The 18290-nt window shown below is 54.1% G+C and carries 18 protein-coding genes, 1 tRNA gene and 1 riboswitch; of the genes, 3 read left to right on the plus strand and 16 right to left on the minus strand.

The features are described 5' to 3' along the window. Positions 1–46 precede the first annotated feature (46 nt). The 5 genes from prmC to NI000_RS25135 form a co-directional block, all read right to left on the minus strand. Positions 47–964: a peptide chain release factor N(5)-glutamine methyltransferase gene (gene prmC, locus NI000_RS25115; protein WP_253414111.1), complete on the minus strand. Its 918-nt coding sequence runs from the start codon at positions 962–964 to the stop codon at positions 47–49. Next, entirely contained in the window at positions 957–2036 is a 1080-nt protein-coding gene (prfA, locus tag NI000_RS25120; RefSeq protein ID WP_253414144.1) for a peptide chain release factor 1, read from the minus strand. Before prfA ends, prmC begins: the two co-directional genes overlap by 8 nt. A gap of 174 nt (positions 2037–2210) precedes the next feature. Next, entirely contained in the window at positions 2211–3311 is a 1101-nt protein-coding gene (gene ychF / locus NI000_RS25125) for a redox-regulated ATPase YchF (protein WP_054976172.1), read from the minus strand. A 165-nt stretch (positions 3312–3476) separates the two neighbouring features. Beyond that, positions 3477–4196 carry a peptidoglycan recognition protein family protein gene (locus tag NI000_RS25130; protein ID WP_253414112.1) on the minus strand — a complete coding sequence of 240 codons (720 nt, stop codon included), beginning with the start codon at positions 4194–4196 and terminating at the stop codon, positions 3477–3479. Between the two features lie 91 nt (positions 4197–4287). Further along, the gene (locus NI000_RS25135; protein WP_253414114.1) at positions 4288–4971 is read right to left on the minus strand and encodes a flagellar brake protein; all 684 of its coding nucleotides are present in this window, start codon (positions 4969–4971) and stop codon (positions 4288–4290) included. Positions 4972–5067: 96 nt separating this feature from the next. Then, positions 5068–5156: riboswitch (cyclic di-GMP riboswitch) on the minus strand. A gap of 348 nt (positions 5157–5504) precedes the next feature. On the opposite strand from NI000_RS25135, the gene tadA reads away from it, so the two are divergent. Together tadA and NI000_RS25145 are read left to right on the plus strand one after the other, a co-directional pair. After that, positions 5505–5978 (plus strand): tRNA adenosine(34) deaminase TadA, encoded by a 474-nt coding sequence (tadA, locus tag NI000_RS25140; RefSeq protein WP_301292670.1) that lies wholly within the window; start codon positions 5505–5507, stop codon positions 5976–5978. Between the two features lie 115 nt (positions 5979–6093). Continuing rightward, positions 6094–6167: transfer RNA gene (locus NI000_RS25145), tRNA-Pro, on the plus strand. A 42-nt stretch (positions 6168–6209) separates the two neighbouring features. Here the strand turns inward: NI000_RS25145 and NI000_RS25150 are convergent. From NI000_RS25150 to NI000_RS25170, 5 genes are all read right to left on the minus strand, one after another. Continuing rightward, on the minus strand, positions 6210–7409 hold the full coding sequence (locus NI000_RS25150; RefSeq protein WP_253414116.1) for a winged helix-turn-helix domain-containing protein: 1200 nt from the start codon (positions 7407–7409) through the stop codon (positions 6210–6212). 150 nt (positions 7410–7559) lie between these two features. Beyond that, positions 7560–8957, minus strand: coding sequence for an ABC transporter substrate-binding protein (locus NI000_RS25155; protein ID WP_253414117.1), 1398 nt, complete (start codon positions 8955–8957; stop codon positions 7560–7562). Between the two features lie 40 nt (positions 8958–8997). Next, positions 8998–9825 (minus strand): carbohydrate ABC transporter permease, encoded by an 828-nt coding sequence (locus NI000_RS25160; RefSeq protein ID WP_253414118.1) that lies wholly within the window; start codon positions 9823–9825, stop codon positions 8998–9000. Continuing rightward, a complete protein-coding gene (locus NI000_RS25165; RefSeq protein ID WP_253414119.1) occupies positions 9822–10748 on the minus strand; it encodes a carbohydrate ABC transporter permease in 927 nt (308 codons plus the stop codon). The genes NI000_RS25160 and NI000_RS25165 overlap by 4 nt, the downstream gene beginning before the upstream one ends. Then, on the minus strand, positions 10745–11365 hold the full coding sequence (locus tag NI000_RS25170; RefSeq protein WP_253414120.1) for a glycerol-3-phosphate responsive antiterminator: 621 nt from the start codon (positions 11363–11365) through the stop codon (positions 10745–10747). The genes NI000_RS25165 and NI000_RS25170 overlap by 4 nt, the downstream gene beginning before the upstream one ends. A 291-nt stretch (positions 11366–11656) precedes the next feature. Between NI000_RS25170 and NI000_RS25175 the strand changes: the two genes are divergently transcribed. Beyond that, positions 11657–12139 (plus strand): GNAT family N-acetyltransferase, encoded by a 483-nt coding sequence (locus NI000_RS25175; RefSeq protein WP_253414121.1) that lies wholly within the window; start codon positions 11657–11659, stop codon positions 12137–12139. 88 nt (positions 12140–12227) lie between these two features. Here the strand turns inward: NI000_RS25175 and NI000_RS25180 are convergent, their stop codons facing one another. The 6 genes from NI000_RS25180 to NI000_RS25205 form a co-directional block, all read right to left on the minus strand. After that, complete coding sequence (locus NI000_RS25180; protein ID WP_253414122.1) at positions 12228–12896, minus strand: hypothetical protein; 669 nt, start codon at positions 12894–12896, stop codon at positions 12228–12230. Continuing rightward, positions 12893–14026, minus strand: a complete 1134-nt coding sequence (locus tag NI000_RS25185; RefSeq protein WP_253414123.1) for a hypothetical protein — start codon at positions 14024–14026, stop codon at positions 12893–12895. Before NI000_RS25185 ends, NI000_RS25180 begins: the two co-directional genes overlap by 4 nt. Then, positions 14023–14535: an anti-sigma factor family protein gene (locus NI000_RS25190; RefSeq protein ID WP_253414124.1), complete on the minus strand. Its 513-nt coding sequence runs from the start codon at positions 14533–14535 to the stop codon at positions 14023–14025. Before NI000_RS25190 ends, NI000_RS25185 begins: the two co-directional genes overlap by 4 nt. Beyond that, positions 14532–15140: an RNA polymerase sigma factor gene (locus NI000_RS25195; RefSeq protein ID WP_301292672.1), complete on the minus strand. Its 609-nt coding sequence runs from the start codon at positions 15138–15140 to the stop codon at positions 14532–14534. The genes NI000_RS25190 and NI000_RS25195 overlap by 4 nt, the downstream gene beginning before the upstream one ends. Before the next feature lie 190 nt (positions 15141–15330). Next, on the minus strand, positions 15331–18036 hold the full coding sequence (locus NI000_RS25200) for a discoidin domain-containing protein (RefSeq protein ID WP_253414125.1): 2706 nt from the start codon (positions 18034–18036) through the stop codon (positions 15331–15333). Then, positions 17990–18226 carry a hypothetical protein gene (locus NI000_RS25205; RefSeq protein ID WP_253414126.1) on the minus strand — a complete coding sequence of 79 codons (237 nt, stop codon included), beginning with the start codon at positions 18224–18226 and terminating at the stop codon, positions 17990–17992. The genes NI000_RS25200 and NI000_RS25205 overlap by 47 nt, the downstream gene beginning before the upstream one ends. Positions 18227–18290 lie beyond the last annotated feature (64 nt).

Genomic DNA, 18290 nt, shown 5'->3' on the forward strand with positions numbered 1-18290 from the left:
CGTGTGCTCCGCTTGTCTAGCGGTTGCGGGTCGCCTGTCCTCAGGCTTAATCCTTACTACGATAAGCGATCACATGCCGGTCGATCCCGGCCAAGTCCGGTACGATCCGCACCTCGTCCCAATGGGCCGCCTGCTCCAGCAAACGACGCACCTCGTCCGCCTGCCCTTGGCCGACCTCGAAGCCGACCAGCGCGGGCAGCGCCGGCAGCTCGCCCAGCTGCGCCGTCAGGCGGCGGTACGGCTCCAGCCCGTCCGCTCCGCCGTACAGCGCCGTCCGCGGCTCGAACAGCCGCACCTCCGGCTGCAGCCCCGCCTCATCCGCCTCCGGAATGTACGGCGGATTGGACACCACCAGATCGAGCCGCTCGCCGCGCTCGATCCACGGGCCGAGCAGGTCCCCTTCCACGAAGGCGACCCGCTCGGCCACCCCATTGCGCTCGGCGTTCGCTCGCGCCACCGCCAGCGCGTCCGGCGCGATGTCCGACGCCGTCACGCGCCACAAAGGGCACTGCACCGCGAGGCTCACCGCGATCGCGCCGCTGCCGGTGCCGACGTCTGCGACCGTCGGCGAAGCCACACCCCCGGCGCCCGGCCCGCCCGCGGCCCCGCCGAAGATTTGCCGCCCGAGCCGGACCACCTGCTCGACCAGCAGCTCCGTCTCCGGCCGCGGGATGAGCACCGCCGGCGTTATCGTGAAGGGGAGCCCGTAGAACTCCTGCTCCCCGATGATGTACTGCACCGGCTCGCCGCTCGCCTTGCGCTCCAGCAGCCGCTGCCAGTCCGCCTCCCGCTCCCGCGGGAACGGCTCCGGCCAGCGCAGCAGAAGCCCGCTGCGGCTCTCGCCCAGCAGGTGCTCCAGCAACCGGCCGGCATTGGCCTCCGGCTCCCGCACCCCATGCTGCCGCAAAAAAGAAGAAGCCTCGGCATAGGCTTCACGTATCGTTATCCGCCGCTCGTCACGCACCGGCGTATTCTCCTTTTTCCATCTGCTCGGTTTGCGAGGCGATCGTCAACGCTGAAACGATTTCTTCCATATCGCCGTTCAGCACGGCGTCCAGCCGGTGCAGCGTCAGGCCGATGCGGTGATCGGTCACCCGGCTTTGCGGGAAGTTGTACGTGCGGATCCGCTCCGAGCGGTCGCCCGTGCCGACTTTGCTCTTCCGCTCGGCACCGTACTTTTCCATCTCTTCCTGCTGCATCTTGTCGTAAATCCGCGCGCGCAGCACCTGCAGCGCCTTCTCTTTGTTCGAGTTTTGCGACTTGCCGTCCTGACAGGTTGCCACGATCCCGGTAGGGATGTGCGTCACCCGAACGGCCGATTTCGTCGTATTGACGGACTGTCCGCCTGCGCCGCTCGAACAGAACGTGTCGACGCGAATGTCCGAATCATTGATCTCAATGTCGAAGTCTTCCATCTCCGGCATAACCGCTACGGTCGACGTCGACGTATGGATGCGCCCGCCCGACTCCGTCGTCGGAATGCGCTGCACGCGGTGCGCCCCGCTCTCGAACTTCAGCTTGCTGTAAGCGCCCTTGCCGTTCACCATGAAGATGATCTCTTTGAAGCCGCCGAGATCGTTCATGTTGACGTCCATAACTTCCGTCCGCCAGCCCTGCGCATCGGCAAACTTGGAGTACATCCGGTACAGGTCGGCCGCAAACAGAGCCGCCTCGTCCCCGCCGGCCGCACCGCGGATTTCCACGATGACGTTCTTGTCGTCGTTCGGGTCCTTCGGCATCATGAGGACCTTAATGCGTTCCTCAAGCTCCGTTTTCCGCTCCGACAGCTCGTCGAGCTCCATTTTTACGAGCTCCTTCATTTCGTCGTCAAGCTTTTCGTTCTGCATCGCCCGCGCCGCTTCGTATTGTTCGGAGACGCTTTTGTACTCCATATAAGCGTCGTACGTCTCCTGCAGGTCGGACTGCTCTTTGGAATATTCCCGCAGCTTCTTCGCGTCTCCCGCAACATCCGGGTCGCACAGCAGCTCACTCAACTTTTCATAACGGTCGGCCAATGCTTGAAGCCGGTCCAGCATCGTCATTCACCCTTTCTTTTGTTCCGTTTTTCGTAAGTTTGCCCGTTCCGGTTCCTTTGCAGCTCCCGTGGAGCCCACAGCCTTCTCTCCCGGCTGCTGCCCCTCTCCCCGTTTCACCGCGAATCGCGCGGCCGAAGCAAGAGACGGTCCCCCAAGTCCCTCAGCCCAGCCTCGCTATACGTTGAAACGGAAGTGCATGACGTCGCCGTCCTGAACGACATATTCCTTGCCTTCCAGACGCAGCTGTCCTTTTTCCTTCGCCGCATTCATCGAGCCGGACCCGATCAAATCTTCGTAGCCAACGACCTCTGCGCGGATAAAGCCGCGCTCGAAGTCTGTATGAATCACCGCCGCCGCTTGCGGGGCTTTCGTGCCCATGCGGATCGTCCAAGCACGCACTTCCTGCACGCCGGCCGTAAAATACGTATACAAGCCAAGCAGCTTGTAAGCCGCTTTAATCAGCCGGTTCAAACCGGATTCCTGCAGCCCCAGCTCCTCAAGGAACATCGCTTTGTCTTCGCCTTCCAGCTCTGCGATCTCCGATTCGACCTTCGCGCTGATCGGCACCACTTCCGCACCTTCCTGCGCCGCGTATTCGCGTACCTTTTGCACATACGGATTGCCTTCGGCGTCGGCAACTTCCGATTCGCTTACATTGGCCGCGTACAGCACCGGCTTCATCGTCAGCAGGTGCAGATCGCGGATCAACAGCTTCTCTTCGTCGCTAAGCTCCACGCTGCGCGCCGGTTTATCGTTGTAGAGCGCTTCTTTGATCCGTTCGAGCGTTTCTACTTCTTGCGCGTACTTTTTGTCGCCGCCCTTCATGTTTTTGCGAGAGCGATCAATGCGCTTATCGACGGAATCCACGTCCGCCAAAATCAGCTCGAGGTTAATCGTCTCGATATCGCTGATCGGATCGACTGTACCCGAAACGTGCGTGATATTCTCATCCTGAAAACAGCGCACGACGTGCACGATCGCATCCACCTCGCGGATGTGCGCCAAAAATTTATTTCCCAGTCCTTCGCCTTTGCTGGCGCCTTTGACCAAGCCCGCAATATCGACGAATTCGAATGCCGTCGGCACGATGCGGTTCGGATTCACGATCTCGGCCAACCGGTCAAGACGCTCGTCCGGCACCTCAACGACACCGACATTCGGATCTATAGTACAAAACGGGTAGTTCGCCGACTCCGCTCCGGCTTGCGTAATCGCGTTAAATAACGTAGATTTGCCAACGTTCGGCAGTCCGACGATCCCTGCTTTCAATGCCATGAAAAGGACAACTCCTTCAGTGTATTTCTAAGCAAATTCCTAACTTAAAATTATACTACAAACCCGGCCTTTGTGTCACCTCATGCCCGCACAGCAAAAAATACCGGCCTCGCTTCCGCAAGGCCGGCTCTATTCGCACACTCTCTCCGTTCTCTCGTTTGCAGTCTATTCTTCCGGTTGGCCGGAAGCCTTTCTGAGCTCGTTCGCCAGCCGGTGGAATTCCGCCTGGCCTTCCGCATCGTCAATCGCCAAATACGATGCAGACAAAAAACGGATCAAGTTATTCGCATCCCCCACAGTAAGAAGCGCATCCGGCGGGTCCGGCGTAACGCTGGAAGCGTACTCGTCCGCCACGTCCTGCAGAAAATCGTCAAACGTCTTGCCAAGCAGTCTCAACGGCTCCTTAGGGTCCGTGCGCCGGGCCGGATCAAGCATGTAGTGGCCGGCAATGTCCGTCTCCGGATTCAAGCTGTACCGGCAGCAAGCATATGCCAATACCCAAACGTACCTTTTGTACGCTTCGCCCAGATCGATGCTTCCGCCGTAGCAGAGCTCGACCGCGCCGGCCGCATCGTTGGCATCCGCACCGTAACGGGCATTGTCCGTCGTTACGTTATACACAACGTGGTACGCCTTCTCCGGAGCCCCCGTCAAAAACGGGATGCACTCGATAATCTCCCGGTCGTCCACAAACAAATGCGCCGAAGCCGACATGTCGTTTCGGGTCCGTTCATAATACGCTACGTTGGATGCAGCCGTCGCACCAGGATTACCCGTATCGTGCGCGACCATGAAGCGGCACGGGTCCAGAGCAAGAACCGGGCGGCGTTGGCTCGGCCCCGTCAAATACCGGGGAACGATCTCGTATTTCATCGTAAACGCCATGCTGTTCACCACCTCGAAGCTTTTATCTTTAAGATATGCTCCAAGTCACCGACCAGTCCGGCGCGTTTGCCGATGAAGGCTGCGCCTTTTTTTACTCTTCCCGTTTCTGCGCAAAATGAGTCTCCACCTGTTTTTTCAGGATGAATGCGCGCAGCGAATTGGCCTTATCCGCAGCCAGCTCGACGAAATGAGCCCCATAATAGCAACCGAACTCCACCGGCTCCGTCCGTATAATTTCCGCACGGCAGTGCATAGAGAAGCCAAGGTCGAGATGCAACTGCACCAGCGCGTCCCGATCCAGCTCGACGGGCTCTTCAATGATAAAACCTATCCCGCTGAGGCTGATGTTTTGGACGGTAAGCGGAATCTGCCCCTCCGGCACCTGCCAAGAATCGTCCTCGTTGCGGTACGATACGAGAGCGCCCTTTTGATTCACCTTGACCCGGGGATGCTCGCGCTTTTCCGCGAACCGGTTCTGGTGCTGGGGCGGAATAAGAACCATGACCACGCCCTGATCCTTGGCCACGACCGTCGATTCGAACGGGTAAAAGCCGCCCGGGGAATAAATCGTCAGTTTGACCGCATCGCCCAATTCGAACGCTTTGTACTCCGACATTTCGATTTCGATAATATCCCCTTCGACGTACGTCAATATCCCGGTGGACACAAATTTCTCTTTCTCCACTACAATTCGGCTGTTCAGCATAACCGTGCCGGAACTGCGGTGTCTTTCTTTGAAATTGTTAAGATTGCGGGAAACAGCCGGTGTGTTCATCCGCTACGTCACCATCCTTGATTTTTAAGTGATGTCCTTGGCGCAAAAAGGCCGCCTCCCCCGTAACAGAGAAACAGCCGACGAATTCCGCATCTTTTCGGCGGCCAGGCTGTCGTAGTCCGTCTGCGGACCTTAGACCCTAAGCTTTGCGTCGCTGCCTTTCGGCAGGTTTGCCATGAACGAATGGTTGCAATACTTTATTATCATTATCGTATATGTAAAAACAATCAATTATAGGACAATTTACCTAATCGATACTATATTTAGTATAGCAATCCCCCACATCATCGTTCAACGGTATCGCCGAAATTCATTTTTTCTTAATAATTCACAATGGGGATAACTCTGCTATTCACATCTCCAACAACCTGTGGATAACTGCAAAATTCGTTTTATTCCTTGCTATTTCGACTAAATTTATCTACAATGAGTTGAAAACAGAGCTTTTTATCCACAATTTTATCCACAGCGTGTTAACAACGAATACTTGTTCGAGACCGCATTGTGCATATACGATAATCGAGGTGTCCAGCTTGTCTTCAGCGTTATGGGAAGAACATTTGCCTTTTATGAAAGCCGCGATCGAAGAAGCGCAGAAAGCGGAAGCGATACGCGAAGTCCCGATCGGGGCGGTCGTCGTGCTCGGCGACGAGATCATCGGCCGCGGCCACAATGTCCGTGAAACGACGCGGGACCCGCTGGCGCATGCCGAGCTGATCGCAATTAAGCAAGCGAGCGAGCGTCTGGATGCCTGGCGTCTGCTGAACTGCCGGCTATATGTTACGTTGGAGCCTTGTCCGATGTGCGCGGGTGCGATTGTGCAAGCCCGAATCAGTCAAGTCGTCTTCGGTACCTCGGACCCGAAGGCCGGCTGCGCAGGCACGCTGATGAACCTGCTTCAAGAAGACCGGTTCAATCATCGGGTCGACGTGATCGGCGGGGTTATGCAGCAGGAATGCGGAACGATGCTGACGCAATTTTTCCGCAAGCTGCGGGGAAAAGAATAAACGCCGGCTTCTACATCAAACTGCCACAAGTTGTGGCGGTAAAAAAGAGGCAGTCCTCTTTACATTTTCTTAGGACAATGGTAGAATAAAAAAGCTTCGTGCTTAGGCACACCGACGAGACGTGGCTCAGCTTGGTAGAGCGCTTGGTTCGGGACCAAGAGGTCGCAGGTTCAAATCCTGTCGTCTCGATACGTTTAAGACAAGGATTGCGGTCATGAGACCGCAATTTTTTTATTTTTTACGGAAAATATGCGCTGCGGCTTTTTTATGAAAAGACGTTCCAAGATACACCGCAAAACGTTCAAGACAATCGAGTATGCTCTCTTTCATCGGAATCGTTACGGAAACGGGATCTTCCCACCACCAATTTTTTATGGCAAGCGGGGCGCCGCTTTTGTGCTGTTGAGGTTCGAATCGGGCTACGATTTGATCGCCATAAAGGACTGGCAGTACATAATAACCAAATTTCCGTTCGGCAGCCGGCTTATAAACTTCCCACCGATATTCGAAATCAAATAACGCTTGGATGAGATTACGATCCCATAACATATTATCCAGAGGAGCAAGTATACTTGAACGTTCCATCGCCGGACTTACCGATAAAGCTTTGTTCAGAAGCTCCAAGTCCGTCTTTCGGATATGCAAAGGATGCTCCAGATCTTCCACATGAATTTCAACGATTCTGTTCTCGCTCAATAATCTCTTAAAAGCTTCATTTCGCTGCGGGCTCTTCATGCCGCTAATGCCAAGCCAGGCGTCGCTGGGCCGGTTCCATAGCATGCCTATACTGCCGATACGGCGAAGCACGTTCCACTCATAGTACTGCTCGTCAGACTGGAACGGTTCCTGTGCGGAATATAATTGTTCCGCAATATGTCTCTCCGCCAAATCATAATATTTGCGGGTGTTGACCTTATGATGAATCACAAGAAGTCCCGCATAATTCATTCCTTCCAACGCGGCCCGGGCTAACCTGGTCGGTCCCCATCCCCAATCGATTTTTTCGTCAAAATGAATATCTCCGGAGCAGACAGCGCCTCTGTTCTTGATGTCTTCGTATATTTTATCTACCGTGCTTTGACGGGCGGCGCACCAAGCTTGATATTTTTTTCGGAATCTTGAAAAATAGGGCCAATCCTCTACGGGGAAAATGGCCATATTTTTATCCCAGTGATCAATCAGCTTACGTTCGTTATATAACAGGTCCCGAAGCATGCTGCGATTGAAATCCTTGATCCGGCTCTGAAGCACAAGCTCCGGATTCATCCCGACCACATTGAGAGGGTCGAACTGGATGCACCCCACCCGACGGATATAAGAAACGATTCCCTCAGGACCGGCAAATTCAAAATCGCCGTGCAGTCCGTGGTAATACAATAAAAACCTTTTGGCTTGCGATTTGGTTAGCAGAATAGGGGTCAATCGTTTCACCTCGAATCGTACGGTTAACGAATCACGAACTTATGTTCCTATATTATATTCCGCTTTGTTCCAGGTTGGCAAGCCATTTTCTCAGACTGAATAAAAAAGAGCTTTGACCCGACATCTGTCCGGCTTCAAAGCTCTTTCGCCCGCTACTCTTTAATTCTTGCTATTCGCCCGGTTATAGTCCGCCAACGCTTTGTTGATTCGGGTAACCATGCTGGCGATGGCCTTGTCGATATCCTTCTTGTCGGTGACGTAGCCCAAAATTTCTTCTTTCATCGCGGTGCTGATTTCGCTGGATACCGCATTCATCGGCTCTTGCGTATCCGGCGAGGAAGCATGCAGCTGATTGATAGCCGTCTTAAACAGTGGATTTTTGTCCAGATGCGCTTTCATATCCGGCAGATCGTACGTCTTCAAATTGACCGGAAAATAGCCCGTCCCGGAGTGCCATACGAACTGGGTTTCCGCAGACGTGCTGTATTTCATATACTCTCTGGCTGCATCGATCTTAGCTTTGTCGTCGCGGTCCATCGTATATAATGCGGAGCCTCCGACAGCAACGCCACCCTTATCGCCCGCATCCACTTTCGGAAGGAACGCCGTTCCTACTTCGAACTTCCCGCCGACGGCGTTCAGCACTCCTTTGAGCCCGGCCGTCGAATTCACAAACATGGCAAGCTTGCCTACGGCAAATTCCTCGTTCTGATTCGTCTCCGTTCCCGTCTGGATTCCGCCGTATGTGACCGCTTTTTTCCACTCCGTCATAAATTTCTTCATCGTCCCGTTCGAGTCGAACTCCACCGCGGTCATCGTATTGGCGCGGCCGTTTTTGTTATTCCCGATATAGCCGCCCTGCATGCCGATCCAGCTGGACAGATGATACAAGTCCGGCGTTCCGGAAAAGCCCCACTGGCTGGTTTGCGTACCGTTCTTCTTCGTCAGCTTGGCGGCATACTGCCCCATCTCGTCGATCGTCGCCGGCGGCTTCTCGGGATTCAAGCCCGCTTCCTTAAACAAATTTTTGTTATAGTACAGCAGAATGGTAGAGTTGGCAAACGGCACGCCGATCAGCTTGCCATTGTAGCTGAAGGAGGCCACGACATTCGGCTCCAGGTCCGCTATGCGAAAAGAAGCATCTTGGTCGGCCAACGTCTGCGCCGGAACCACGTAAGGGATATCCTTCATATAAGCCGTTTCCGAAGCGGGAGACTGCACGATATCCGGCAAGTTTTTGACATCCTTGGCCTGCACCGCGGCTCTTACTTTTTTCATCAAGTCGCCATAGCTGCCTTGAAAGACAGGCGTAATGACAATGCCTTTCTCCTTGCCGACCGTATCGTTGAAGGTCTTCGCCACTTTCTTGACGACCTCTTCGTTGGCACCGCCCATCGCGTGCCAGAAGGTCAGGTTCACCGGCCCTGTACTCGCCGTCGATGGAGCAGCGCTGCTGTCGGGCGTCGCCTTGGCGCTCGGATTCGCGCCGCCTCCGCATGCGGTCAATACGTTAAGAGCTGTCAATACGCTGACTAGGGTGATCATAGGCTTTTTCATTTGGTTATCCTCCTCAGGTAGTGGGCTATATTGTGAATCCTTATCCTTTCAAGCCGCCCGACGTCACGCCGAAGACGAGCTGCTTTTGGAAGAAGACGAAGACTAGCACGGACGGAATGAGGATCACGGTTACACCGGCCATAATCGGTCCGTACACCATCCCTTCCGGGAATTGCAGCATCGTAATGCCGACCTGCACGGTTCTCATCTGCTCCGAGTTCGTCACCAGCAGCGGCCACAGGTATGTATTCCAAAGACCGATAAACGATGTAATCGTGATCGAAGATAAGACAGGCACGGACATCGGGAGCAAAATTTGTGCAAAAAACCGCATATCGCCGCAGCCGTCCACAAGCGCCGCATCTCTGTAATCTCTCGGCACGGTCATGAAGTGCTGCCGCAGCATAAACATGAACACCGCTGCCACCAGCATGACGATCATGACGCCGCCGTACGTATTGATAAGCCCCATCTGGGCGACCGTAATATAGTTGGTAATAATGAGCATGTCCCCCGGGATCATCATCGTTCCCAGAATGAACAGGAACCACCCTTTCTTCCACCGGAATTCCATAAACGCGAAGGCGTACGCCGCCAAGCTGCTCGTAATCAACCGGCCGATCGTGCCGACAACCGCAATCAGGAACGAGTTCCACATAAACGTGAAAATCGGCGTCGAGGTAAATACCGTTTTGTAATTGTCCAAAAATAACGTGCTGGGAAACAGCCTGGGCGGGTAGGAGCCGAGATCGGAAGGACTCATCAAGCTGACTCCGATGCAATAAATGAGCGGGAAAATGACGACCAGACCCGCCAGCATAGAGATCGCAAGCACTCCCCAATCGTACAGCCGCTTCGTTGCCATCATGTGTAATGCACCCCTTTCTTCTCGTACGCGAAGGTGATCAGCGTAAAGATCATGACGATGAAGAAAATGATGACGGCGATGGCGCTTCCGTATCCGTACTTGCCCTTCTCGAAGGCTTCCGTGTACATCCAGTACACCATCGTTTCCGTAGCGCCCAGCGGCCCGCCTTTGGTCAGTATCGATACGGGACCGAACACCAGCAAGGAGCCGATCAAGTCGGTGCACAGCAGAAAAAACAACGTCGGCGAAATAAGCGGCAGCTTGATTCGAATGAGCTTCTGCATGTAGCTGCTTCCTTCCATCTCGGCCGATTCCAACAGCTCCTGCGGAACGTTCCTAAGGGCAGCCAGCAAAAACAAGAAGCTGAACCCGATGCTCATCCACACCGAGATGATCGCAATGCCCGTTAGCGCATATTTTTCATCGCCGAACCAGTTCAAGCCCAGTCCGGTAATATAGTTGAACATCCCGATTGTCGGATTCATGAGCAGTTGGAAGATCATGACCGCCGACGACATGGAGACGGCCATCGGCAAAGCGAACATCACTTGATAGATACGGCTGCCTTTCCTTACCTTCTCCGCCAGCAGCGCCAAGGTCAGCGTGATCAACAGCGTAGTGGGCACCGTCAGGATGGTGAATTGCAGCGTATTCAGCAACGCCCGGAGCAGCCGCTCATCCTGGAATGCTTCGACGAAGTTCTCCAGCCCCACGAACTCCACCGGATTGCCGAGCATGTCCACCAGCGTAAAGCCCAAAACCATCGTTTTGACAAAAGGGTAGTAGTTAAAAAGAAGCACCAGTACGACGCAGGGCAAAATAAACAAATAGGGCTTCAGCATCCGACCGATTTTGCTGCCAATCTGCTTGCGGGCGGATTCTTTAAACGTCGGCTTGGAAACGTAAGAAGCGTCCGGATTCATCGAGATTCCTCCTCTCCCGGGCCGCCGTTCGGCAGCACTTCTCCGATGGGCTCCCTCCACAATTGATGCGTCCCCATCGACACGGCTACCGCCCCGCTTTGCAGCGCCTCCTTGATTTGTTCCCGGGTTTGGATCAAGCCGCCCGCAATGATCGGGATATTCGTTTCCTGCCGATAGACACGAATATATTCCGGCAGCAGTGCAGGCATGATCTCAATCGCATTCGGCTGAGTTTCCTGCACCGACTTGAGGCCTGATTTGACCGAATCGCTATCGAATAAAAATATCCGCTGAATCGTAAGCAGGCCTTCCTTCTTGGCGAGCTTGATCAGTTGATTCCTCGTCGTCACAATGCCGTCAGGCTTGACGCAGGTAGCCAGAAAAGACATCCCTTCGCTATCCTGGCTTAGTCCTCCGAGCCGTTCAACGTGAAGAAATACGGGAATCCTGTTCTTTTTGTACAAGTCTACAAAGCTCTTAATATTGCCGATGTTGCCGATCGAAAGCACCACCGCGCCGACCTTGGCCTTCGCAGCCTTCTCCAGCGTCTTGTGTTCCTTAACCGATGCAATCATCCGGCTTTGACGCAGCCTTTCCAAAAAATCCAGATCCTGCATATCCTTCAGCCCGCCTTTCTGACACAAAAAAACCTTAAATAGACTTTTTCAACCCTGCAGCTTCGGGAAAAAATCTAATTAAGGTTTCTCCATGTGACTCCAACCTATCGGATTTATTTACTTGTTCGGTTACAGCATACCTCTCGTATGTTAGAGCAAGTTTAACCCGGTCTAAAGATATTGTTAACGCAAGCATCGGCGGCAAGAGAAAATCGCTATACTCGTACTTTCCGTACCGTTTCATTTATAATAAAAACGAGAGCTTCATGATTGTGAAAAAGGAGAACCGAAATGGATATTGTCGTTTCAAAAGCCGCGGAGGAGCAAAAATCCGTCGTGCGAAATTTGCTGGAGCTGTACAAATACGATTTTACCGAATTCGATCCAGAAGACGTGAACGAGCATGGATTATTCGAATATCCGTACTTGGATCATTACTGGACGGAGGAAGGAAGACACGCTTTCCTCGTTCGTGTGGACGGGAAGCTGGCCGGGTTTGCCTTGATTCGGGAACTGGGGTCGGATGAGCGGGTGTATTCGGTCGCCGAATTTTTTGTCATGAAAAAATACCGCCGGCACGGCGTCGGACGGGAGATGGCCTTTGCTTTGTTTAACCGGTTCCCGGGCCAATGGGAAGTGGCTGAAATGGAGGAGAACGTGCCGGCCCAGACGTTCTGGAGACGAATTATTGACGAGTATACGAAGGGCAGCTATCAAGAGATTACGAGAGACGATTGGGAAGGACCCATTCAAATCTTTCGATCGCTCCCGTAAAAAACAGCGGCCATCTCCTTATCAGCTTTCGGAGGAATAGCCGCTGACTCCAATGCTCATGGACCGTGAATACACGGTCCTTTTTCGATTACCCGTTGATCTCAATCGGGTTGTGATGCCTGTCCAGCAGCTCCGCTTGGATATCCTGCGGCAGCACCACGGTCACGCTCATATCCGGATAGTCGGAATGGAACCCCCGTCGCACAGGCGGCTGCTGGAGCTGAATGTACATCGTATCGCCGACCGTATGAATGGAATACGCTTTGTCCTGCGGGACGAACTCCCCTCCGTCTTTCGCGATTCGCTCGCGGTAGCTGCCGAACAGATGCATCGTCCGCCCGGACGTTTTGTCCACCTTCACCTGCTGGCCTGCCGTCTGCACGACGATCCGCTTCACCTCGGCCGCTACGGCCTCTTTCGCTTCCGGCAGCTCGACCGTCCGCTCCACTTCGCCAAGCAGCTGCCGGACTTCGCCAATGACGCCAAGGCCGGACAATAAGGTGAAGCCCAGGCAGCCAAAGAATAGCACGCCGACGAAAAATACGCTGAGAAAATCGTAGCGCACCCCGCCGTTCTCCTTGCGCGCGACGAACAAATAGACGACGATTTCGAGCCCGAGCAGAACGAACAGAAGCGGCCACCAAGCCATAAGCGTATCGTATGCGACAAGCCCTCTCAGTTGGGCCGCTACCAGCACGACCCCGAGAAAGATAAGCGACAGTCCCATCGACAGCGTACCTACGCGCCATGATTTCATGAGCGGTCCCCCCTGCTCTTTTTATTGCCGAGCAGAAGCCGGATGCCCCCGCCAATCAGCAGCACCGAGATGACGAACGTCTGGAAATACTGGTCGAACCATAGCATGACCTGCCGCTGCAGTTTTTCGGGAAGCCAGATATCCAGCGCGCTCAGCAGCACGCGATCGAGCAAATAGTATATCCCGAGCGCAAGCAATCCGTAACCGAGCCACCGCTGATGGTGCAGCAGCCAGCCGATGACCGGCACGTCCCTTAACTCCTCGCGACCGCTCTTAGATATCATCTGCAGCGCGTCGAAGAAGCTGAAAAACCACAGGATCGGAATCAGGAACATGAACAGCGACAGGCGCATCACATCCATGATATAGATGCAGAACAGAAAGGCCGCCATGAGCTGCAGGCCGCGCTTTTGCAGACCAAGGTACATATGCCCCGCCCCGGGGAAAATCGAGAGCAGCGTAGCCAGCGTTTTATTCTTCTTGCCTGACCCCCGGCTCTCTTGAAATTCTTCAAAGATGGTCCGGTCCGTCAGAACCTCTCCCCGCTCCTTCCGTCCATACTGCTGCACGCAGTCGAACATGCAGTACAGCCAAATAACCGGCAGCGCGCCGAGGAATACCAAGAATACGTCGCGGTGCGTAATGACGCTGAGGAAGAAGATCATCACCGCCAGGCCGAAGAACAAGACCATGAAGCCGAGCCCTCGCTGCATAAGCCCCAGGTGGAGATGGCCGAGCCCCGGAACGAAAGAAAGCACAATGGTGCGAAACCGGTCGTTTATCGGAGCCGCGGCCTCATGGGGCCAAGACCGATAGTTTCCATCTGCAGGTCCATAGGGTTGGCCTTCCGCGATGTGGGATTGCCGACCTGCAGGGGGACGGCCGCCCCGGGTGAGCAGGAAGAATACCATATCAAAGACGTTTATGACGGCAACAGCAAGGGCAACTAGCAAAATCAAGAACGCGTAGTCCCCCCTTGCAACTGTAGCGACAAAGAACGTCAGCAACGCCAGACCAAAAAATCCGAACCCGTATACCAAGCCCCGGAATACGCGCCCCATATACAAATGGCCTAGTCCGGGAATGAACGACAGCAGGAACGCCGCCACCGGACTTTTATATGTGTTCATCGGGTACCTCCTCTTTCATGTTTCGGTTGGATGGAATCGAGTAAACCGATCGTCTTCTCCAGCAAGATTTCGGAGAATGGAACGTAGGCTTCCGTCCGATCGGAAGCGGAATGGGACACGCGGCTAGGCTCCGGATTACCCATGAGCGAGTGGAACACGCCAGTGCTCATTAAGAGCAGCGTGATGGCCGCAGCAACAGCATAATGGAAGAAGGGACTCTGCGTCCAGGGAATACGCCGTTTGCGCTCACCTGGTTGGTTCGCCGCATTATCTTCGGCCCCGGGAGCAAACGGCTGCTCTTCCGTCCAACGCTGCATGACCGCAGTGGCAAAAGCGTCCGTATCCGGTAGTCCCGGCAGCCCGGCAGCCAGTTGCCCGATACACTCCATATACAGCTCCAGGCAGGCGTCACAGCCGTCCAGATGCGCCTCGCAGCGCTCCCTCTCCTCCGGCGGCAACTCATCGTTCACATACTGCATCCAGATGTTCAGCGGCCTGTGTTGATTCATTCCCACTCCTCCTCCTTCCAAACCTTACGCATATATTGCTTTGCCCGGTACAGCTTCGATTCCACCGTTTTGATCGCGACCTGCTGCTCTTCGGCGATCTGTTGATAGCTTTTTTCCTCGATATAAAAGGCGACCACGACATCCCGGTAATTTTCCGGCAGACGATCCAGACGTTCACGAACATACGTGCTTCTCTCACGTCGGATGACCTGCGTCTCTACGGGACTGCTCTGGAGCGGTTCGGGAGGCGTGCGTCCCTCCCAGTCATCCGTTAAGTCTTCTTTCTTGCGGTCCTGCGACCGTTTGAAATCGATCGCTTTATTGACGGCGATTCGCGTGAGCCAGGTTTTAAGACCTTGGTACCGGTACTGGGGGAGAGACGCATATATTTTCAGCAGCGCTTCCTGCGTGACGTCTTCTGCATCTTTCGTCGAACGCAATACCCCGTAGACCGCTTGGAACAAATAATTTCCGTATTTGTCCACCAGTTCACGGAATGCATCTGCGTCGCCCGATACGATGCGCGCAATCCATGCTTCTTCTGTAATCGTTCTCCCCCTCCCTTCTCTGCGAATAGACGAACCCGGGGAAACCAAACCCTGCATTATTTTTTTAAAACTTTAAATTTTTATTGTAACGGTCATCCCGGGCAGGAACAATGGAAAACAAAATAAGAGCCGGACAACGCCCGGCTCCTGCAACCTGCTTTTTGCTATGAATTGATAAATGCAACAGCATACGCTTCTTCTAAATTACGGCCGCTTGCGGCTCAAGCCGTTCTCGGCTCTATTCGTACTAATTGCCTTGATATGATTGCTGGGGGATCGGCGTATCCAGCGAACCTCCTCCTACCGAACGGTAAGCGATATGTTGCAGAGCTTGCTCGCCCAAGCGCTCTTTCAATTGCTGCTTGTATAGGCTGACCGGCGTCACGTGCTGCCCATGCGACTCCCAGTAAGCATCCTTGCGCGGCCTTGTATCGTAATCCGTATCCGGCAAAAATCCGGGAACCTTCTCTCCGACGTGGCCGATCGCATAGTTTTGGGCCGTCGGCGGCTGCTGGCTCGTCAGCTTGCCTTCGGTATTCCATGTCACATAGTTCGCTCCCGCCCAGCCGTGGCCGCTTCCCAGCCAACCCCGGTCCCGGATCATGATCGGGGATTTGATATTGTCGAACAGCCCGCCGACCGACCAGCGATGATGCGGTTCGCTTGTATTGTAGTCGATCCTGCTCTCGCCTTCCAGAAATACGTTAGGCCCCTGCACGCGGCTGTCCACCACATAACCGTGCCTTGCCGTCTCCGCATACGTGCGCTGCACCAAATTTTGCTGCCCTTGAATGTAGTAAGCGTAACGTCGGCCGCCTGTAATAATGCTGACCATATCGAACACTTTGGAGTCCTGTACGGTTACCCATTTCGCGTTGCGGCCCATTTGCACCAGGGCATAGGCCAAGTGATATCCGGTCACGTTGCGGACCCAGGCATTTTTCACGCTGTTCATCATGACAAAGCGCTCGGTATGCTTCTCATCGGCATAATACGGATCGGTCTTGCCGTTATCCATGGTCGTATCGATGACGGACGGGTCAAAAGCCGAATCCACCCGCATCTTCTCCACGCCGACCTTCTCGATCCGCTCATCATCACTGTATTTATAGAGCTGTCCGCCGCCCCAACGAAGCTCGATGCTGTTCGCCAGTGCTGCATCCACCGTAATCTCATTGCCGTTAATACCGGTAATGACGCGGTCAAAATCAAGGTTAAACGGTCCCCATTGACTGACGGTGCCTCCCGGCCGTTTATAAATATAATCCATGCCGATTTCGGTTATAAAACGGGCATTGCCGATCCGACGCACGATAACTTTATCGCCTACTTTATAGGCGCTTGCATCTTTCACGTGGAACGTTTTCGCCCCCGAAGGGACATATAAGTCCGTAACGTCTGTCATAGATGTGCTGTCGATGGCCGGCCCTTTGGAAGAGCCGATTTCGATCAGATTGCGCGGTTTGTTCCCCGCGCCGAACAGGAGCGTACCTCCTTCGTCCTGCCCTTCTCCACGCAGCACGACGCCGCTCGTCCGAACGTACAGCGTGCCTTCGATCTCGTAGCGCCCCTTCTTCAGCAGCACCGCTCCTCGGAATCCATCGGGTCCGGCCGGCATTTGGGATACCTGATCGATCGCTTGCTGGATTCGCGCCGTAGCGTCGCCTTCTCCCGGCTCGACGGCTACACGAGCCTGTACATCCGGAAGTTGAACCCCGCCGCCCATATACCCGGCGTTCGAGAAATCGATCACCCGGTTGCCTTTATAATCCGGAACATACACAAGCTTGCCGTCAGGCCCCATATACGCAATGCTGCTCTGCCCGCTCGGAATCGCAGCCGAATCCATCGCCGTAAAATAGAACACGTCATAAGCCGGAGGCAGACCTTCTCTTTGCAGCGTCAGCCGGATTTCGTAGCTTCCGGGTTGATCAGCCTTAAGCGGAAGCTTGACGTTCTTCGTTTGCGACTTGTTCACAGCTACTTTCGGAATAACCGCAACAGGCTGACCGTTCCGGATCACGCTCCCGCTCACGTCCAGCTTCACGTTTGCCTGCACCGATACGGCCGGAAAATCGTCACCGGGCTGAAGTACCGCAGGCTGGCCGATCTCCGTTTTCATACGGGGGTGAGTGAGCGAAGTATTCGCAATCAAAGCTTCCGCCAAAAACTCGTTCGGATCATTGACCAAGATCCAAATATCCGGGGTGGTCAGCGTCAGGTCCTTAGTGACCTTCACTTCCGTATACACCGTGCTCGCTCCGACTTGAAGTGCCGTAACGGTTCCGTTCTGCTCCACCGTGATGAACTTCGTATTCGTTTTTAACGTTTTATTGTACTTGGACAAGTCAACGATCTCGCCGTTCTTTCGCTTTCCTTTCAAATTCAGCGACAGCTTTCTCGACTCGCCTTTCTTCAGCTCAATCGCTTCGTTTACGGCGTAAGGCTTTCCGTTCTCCTTAACAAAATAAACGCTTGCCAAGTCCGGTACGGCCGGTTCCTCCGGATTCGGTCCCGGACCGTCTCCACTTTCCCGGTAAACGCCCCATTCGAACAAATTGACATTGCTGTTCTTACTAAGCGTGATATCCAGCTTCACGTACCGCGCGGAGGTATCCTTAAACCGGATTTTATCCTGTGCGGTCAAATCGCTTTTCTTGGACGCAACTTCTTGCCAAGTCGTACCGTCCGACGACACAAGTGCGCTTACAGCCGACACCATGTCCACACTCCGAAACGATACCGTAAATGTATTGAACGTCTCCGCCTTGCCCAGATCCGCCGAGATCCACACATTCATATCCTCCCGGTCTTTCGCCAGGGGCTGCCAGAACGTCGAGGCATCGCCGTCGACGGCGGCTGTCCCCGGTCCGGTGGAGCTTGCTTGCGAGCTTGTTTGGACCGGCTTATTCCGTACCAGATTGACAGGCTGTTCTGCCGCCTTTGTTTTCATAGCCGGCATTCCAAGCGTTACGGCCAGGATAAAAGAAAGGGGGAAACCTATCCACTTGCGCCAAGCCATAAAGCATACCTCCGATTTTCATTGAATTTTTGGAAAACGCTTGCAAGATGAACATACCAAACTTTTCCTCACTCAGAAAATGTGCTAATTTATGCTTCACCTGTATATTTTTGCGTTTCACCCTACAGCACATCAACGTAGGCCGACTTTATTCCCTTTGCGCGCTATGATATAATGAGTATTGC

Origin of the sequence: Paenibacillus tyrphae, from assembly GCF_024158745.1 — a bacterium.
Taxonomy (GTDB): domain Bacteria; phylum Bacillota; class Bacilli; order Paenibacillales; family NBRC-103111; genus Paenibacillus_G; species Paenibacillus_G tyrfis_A.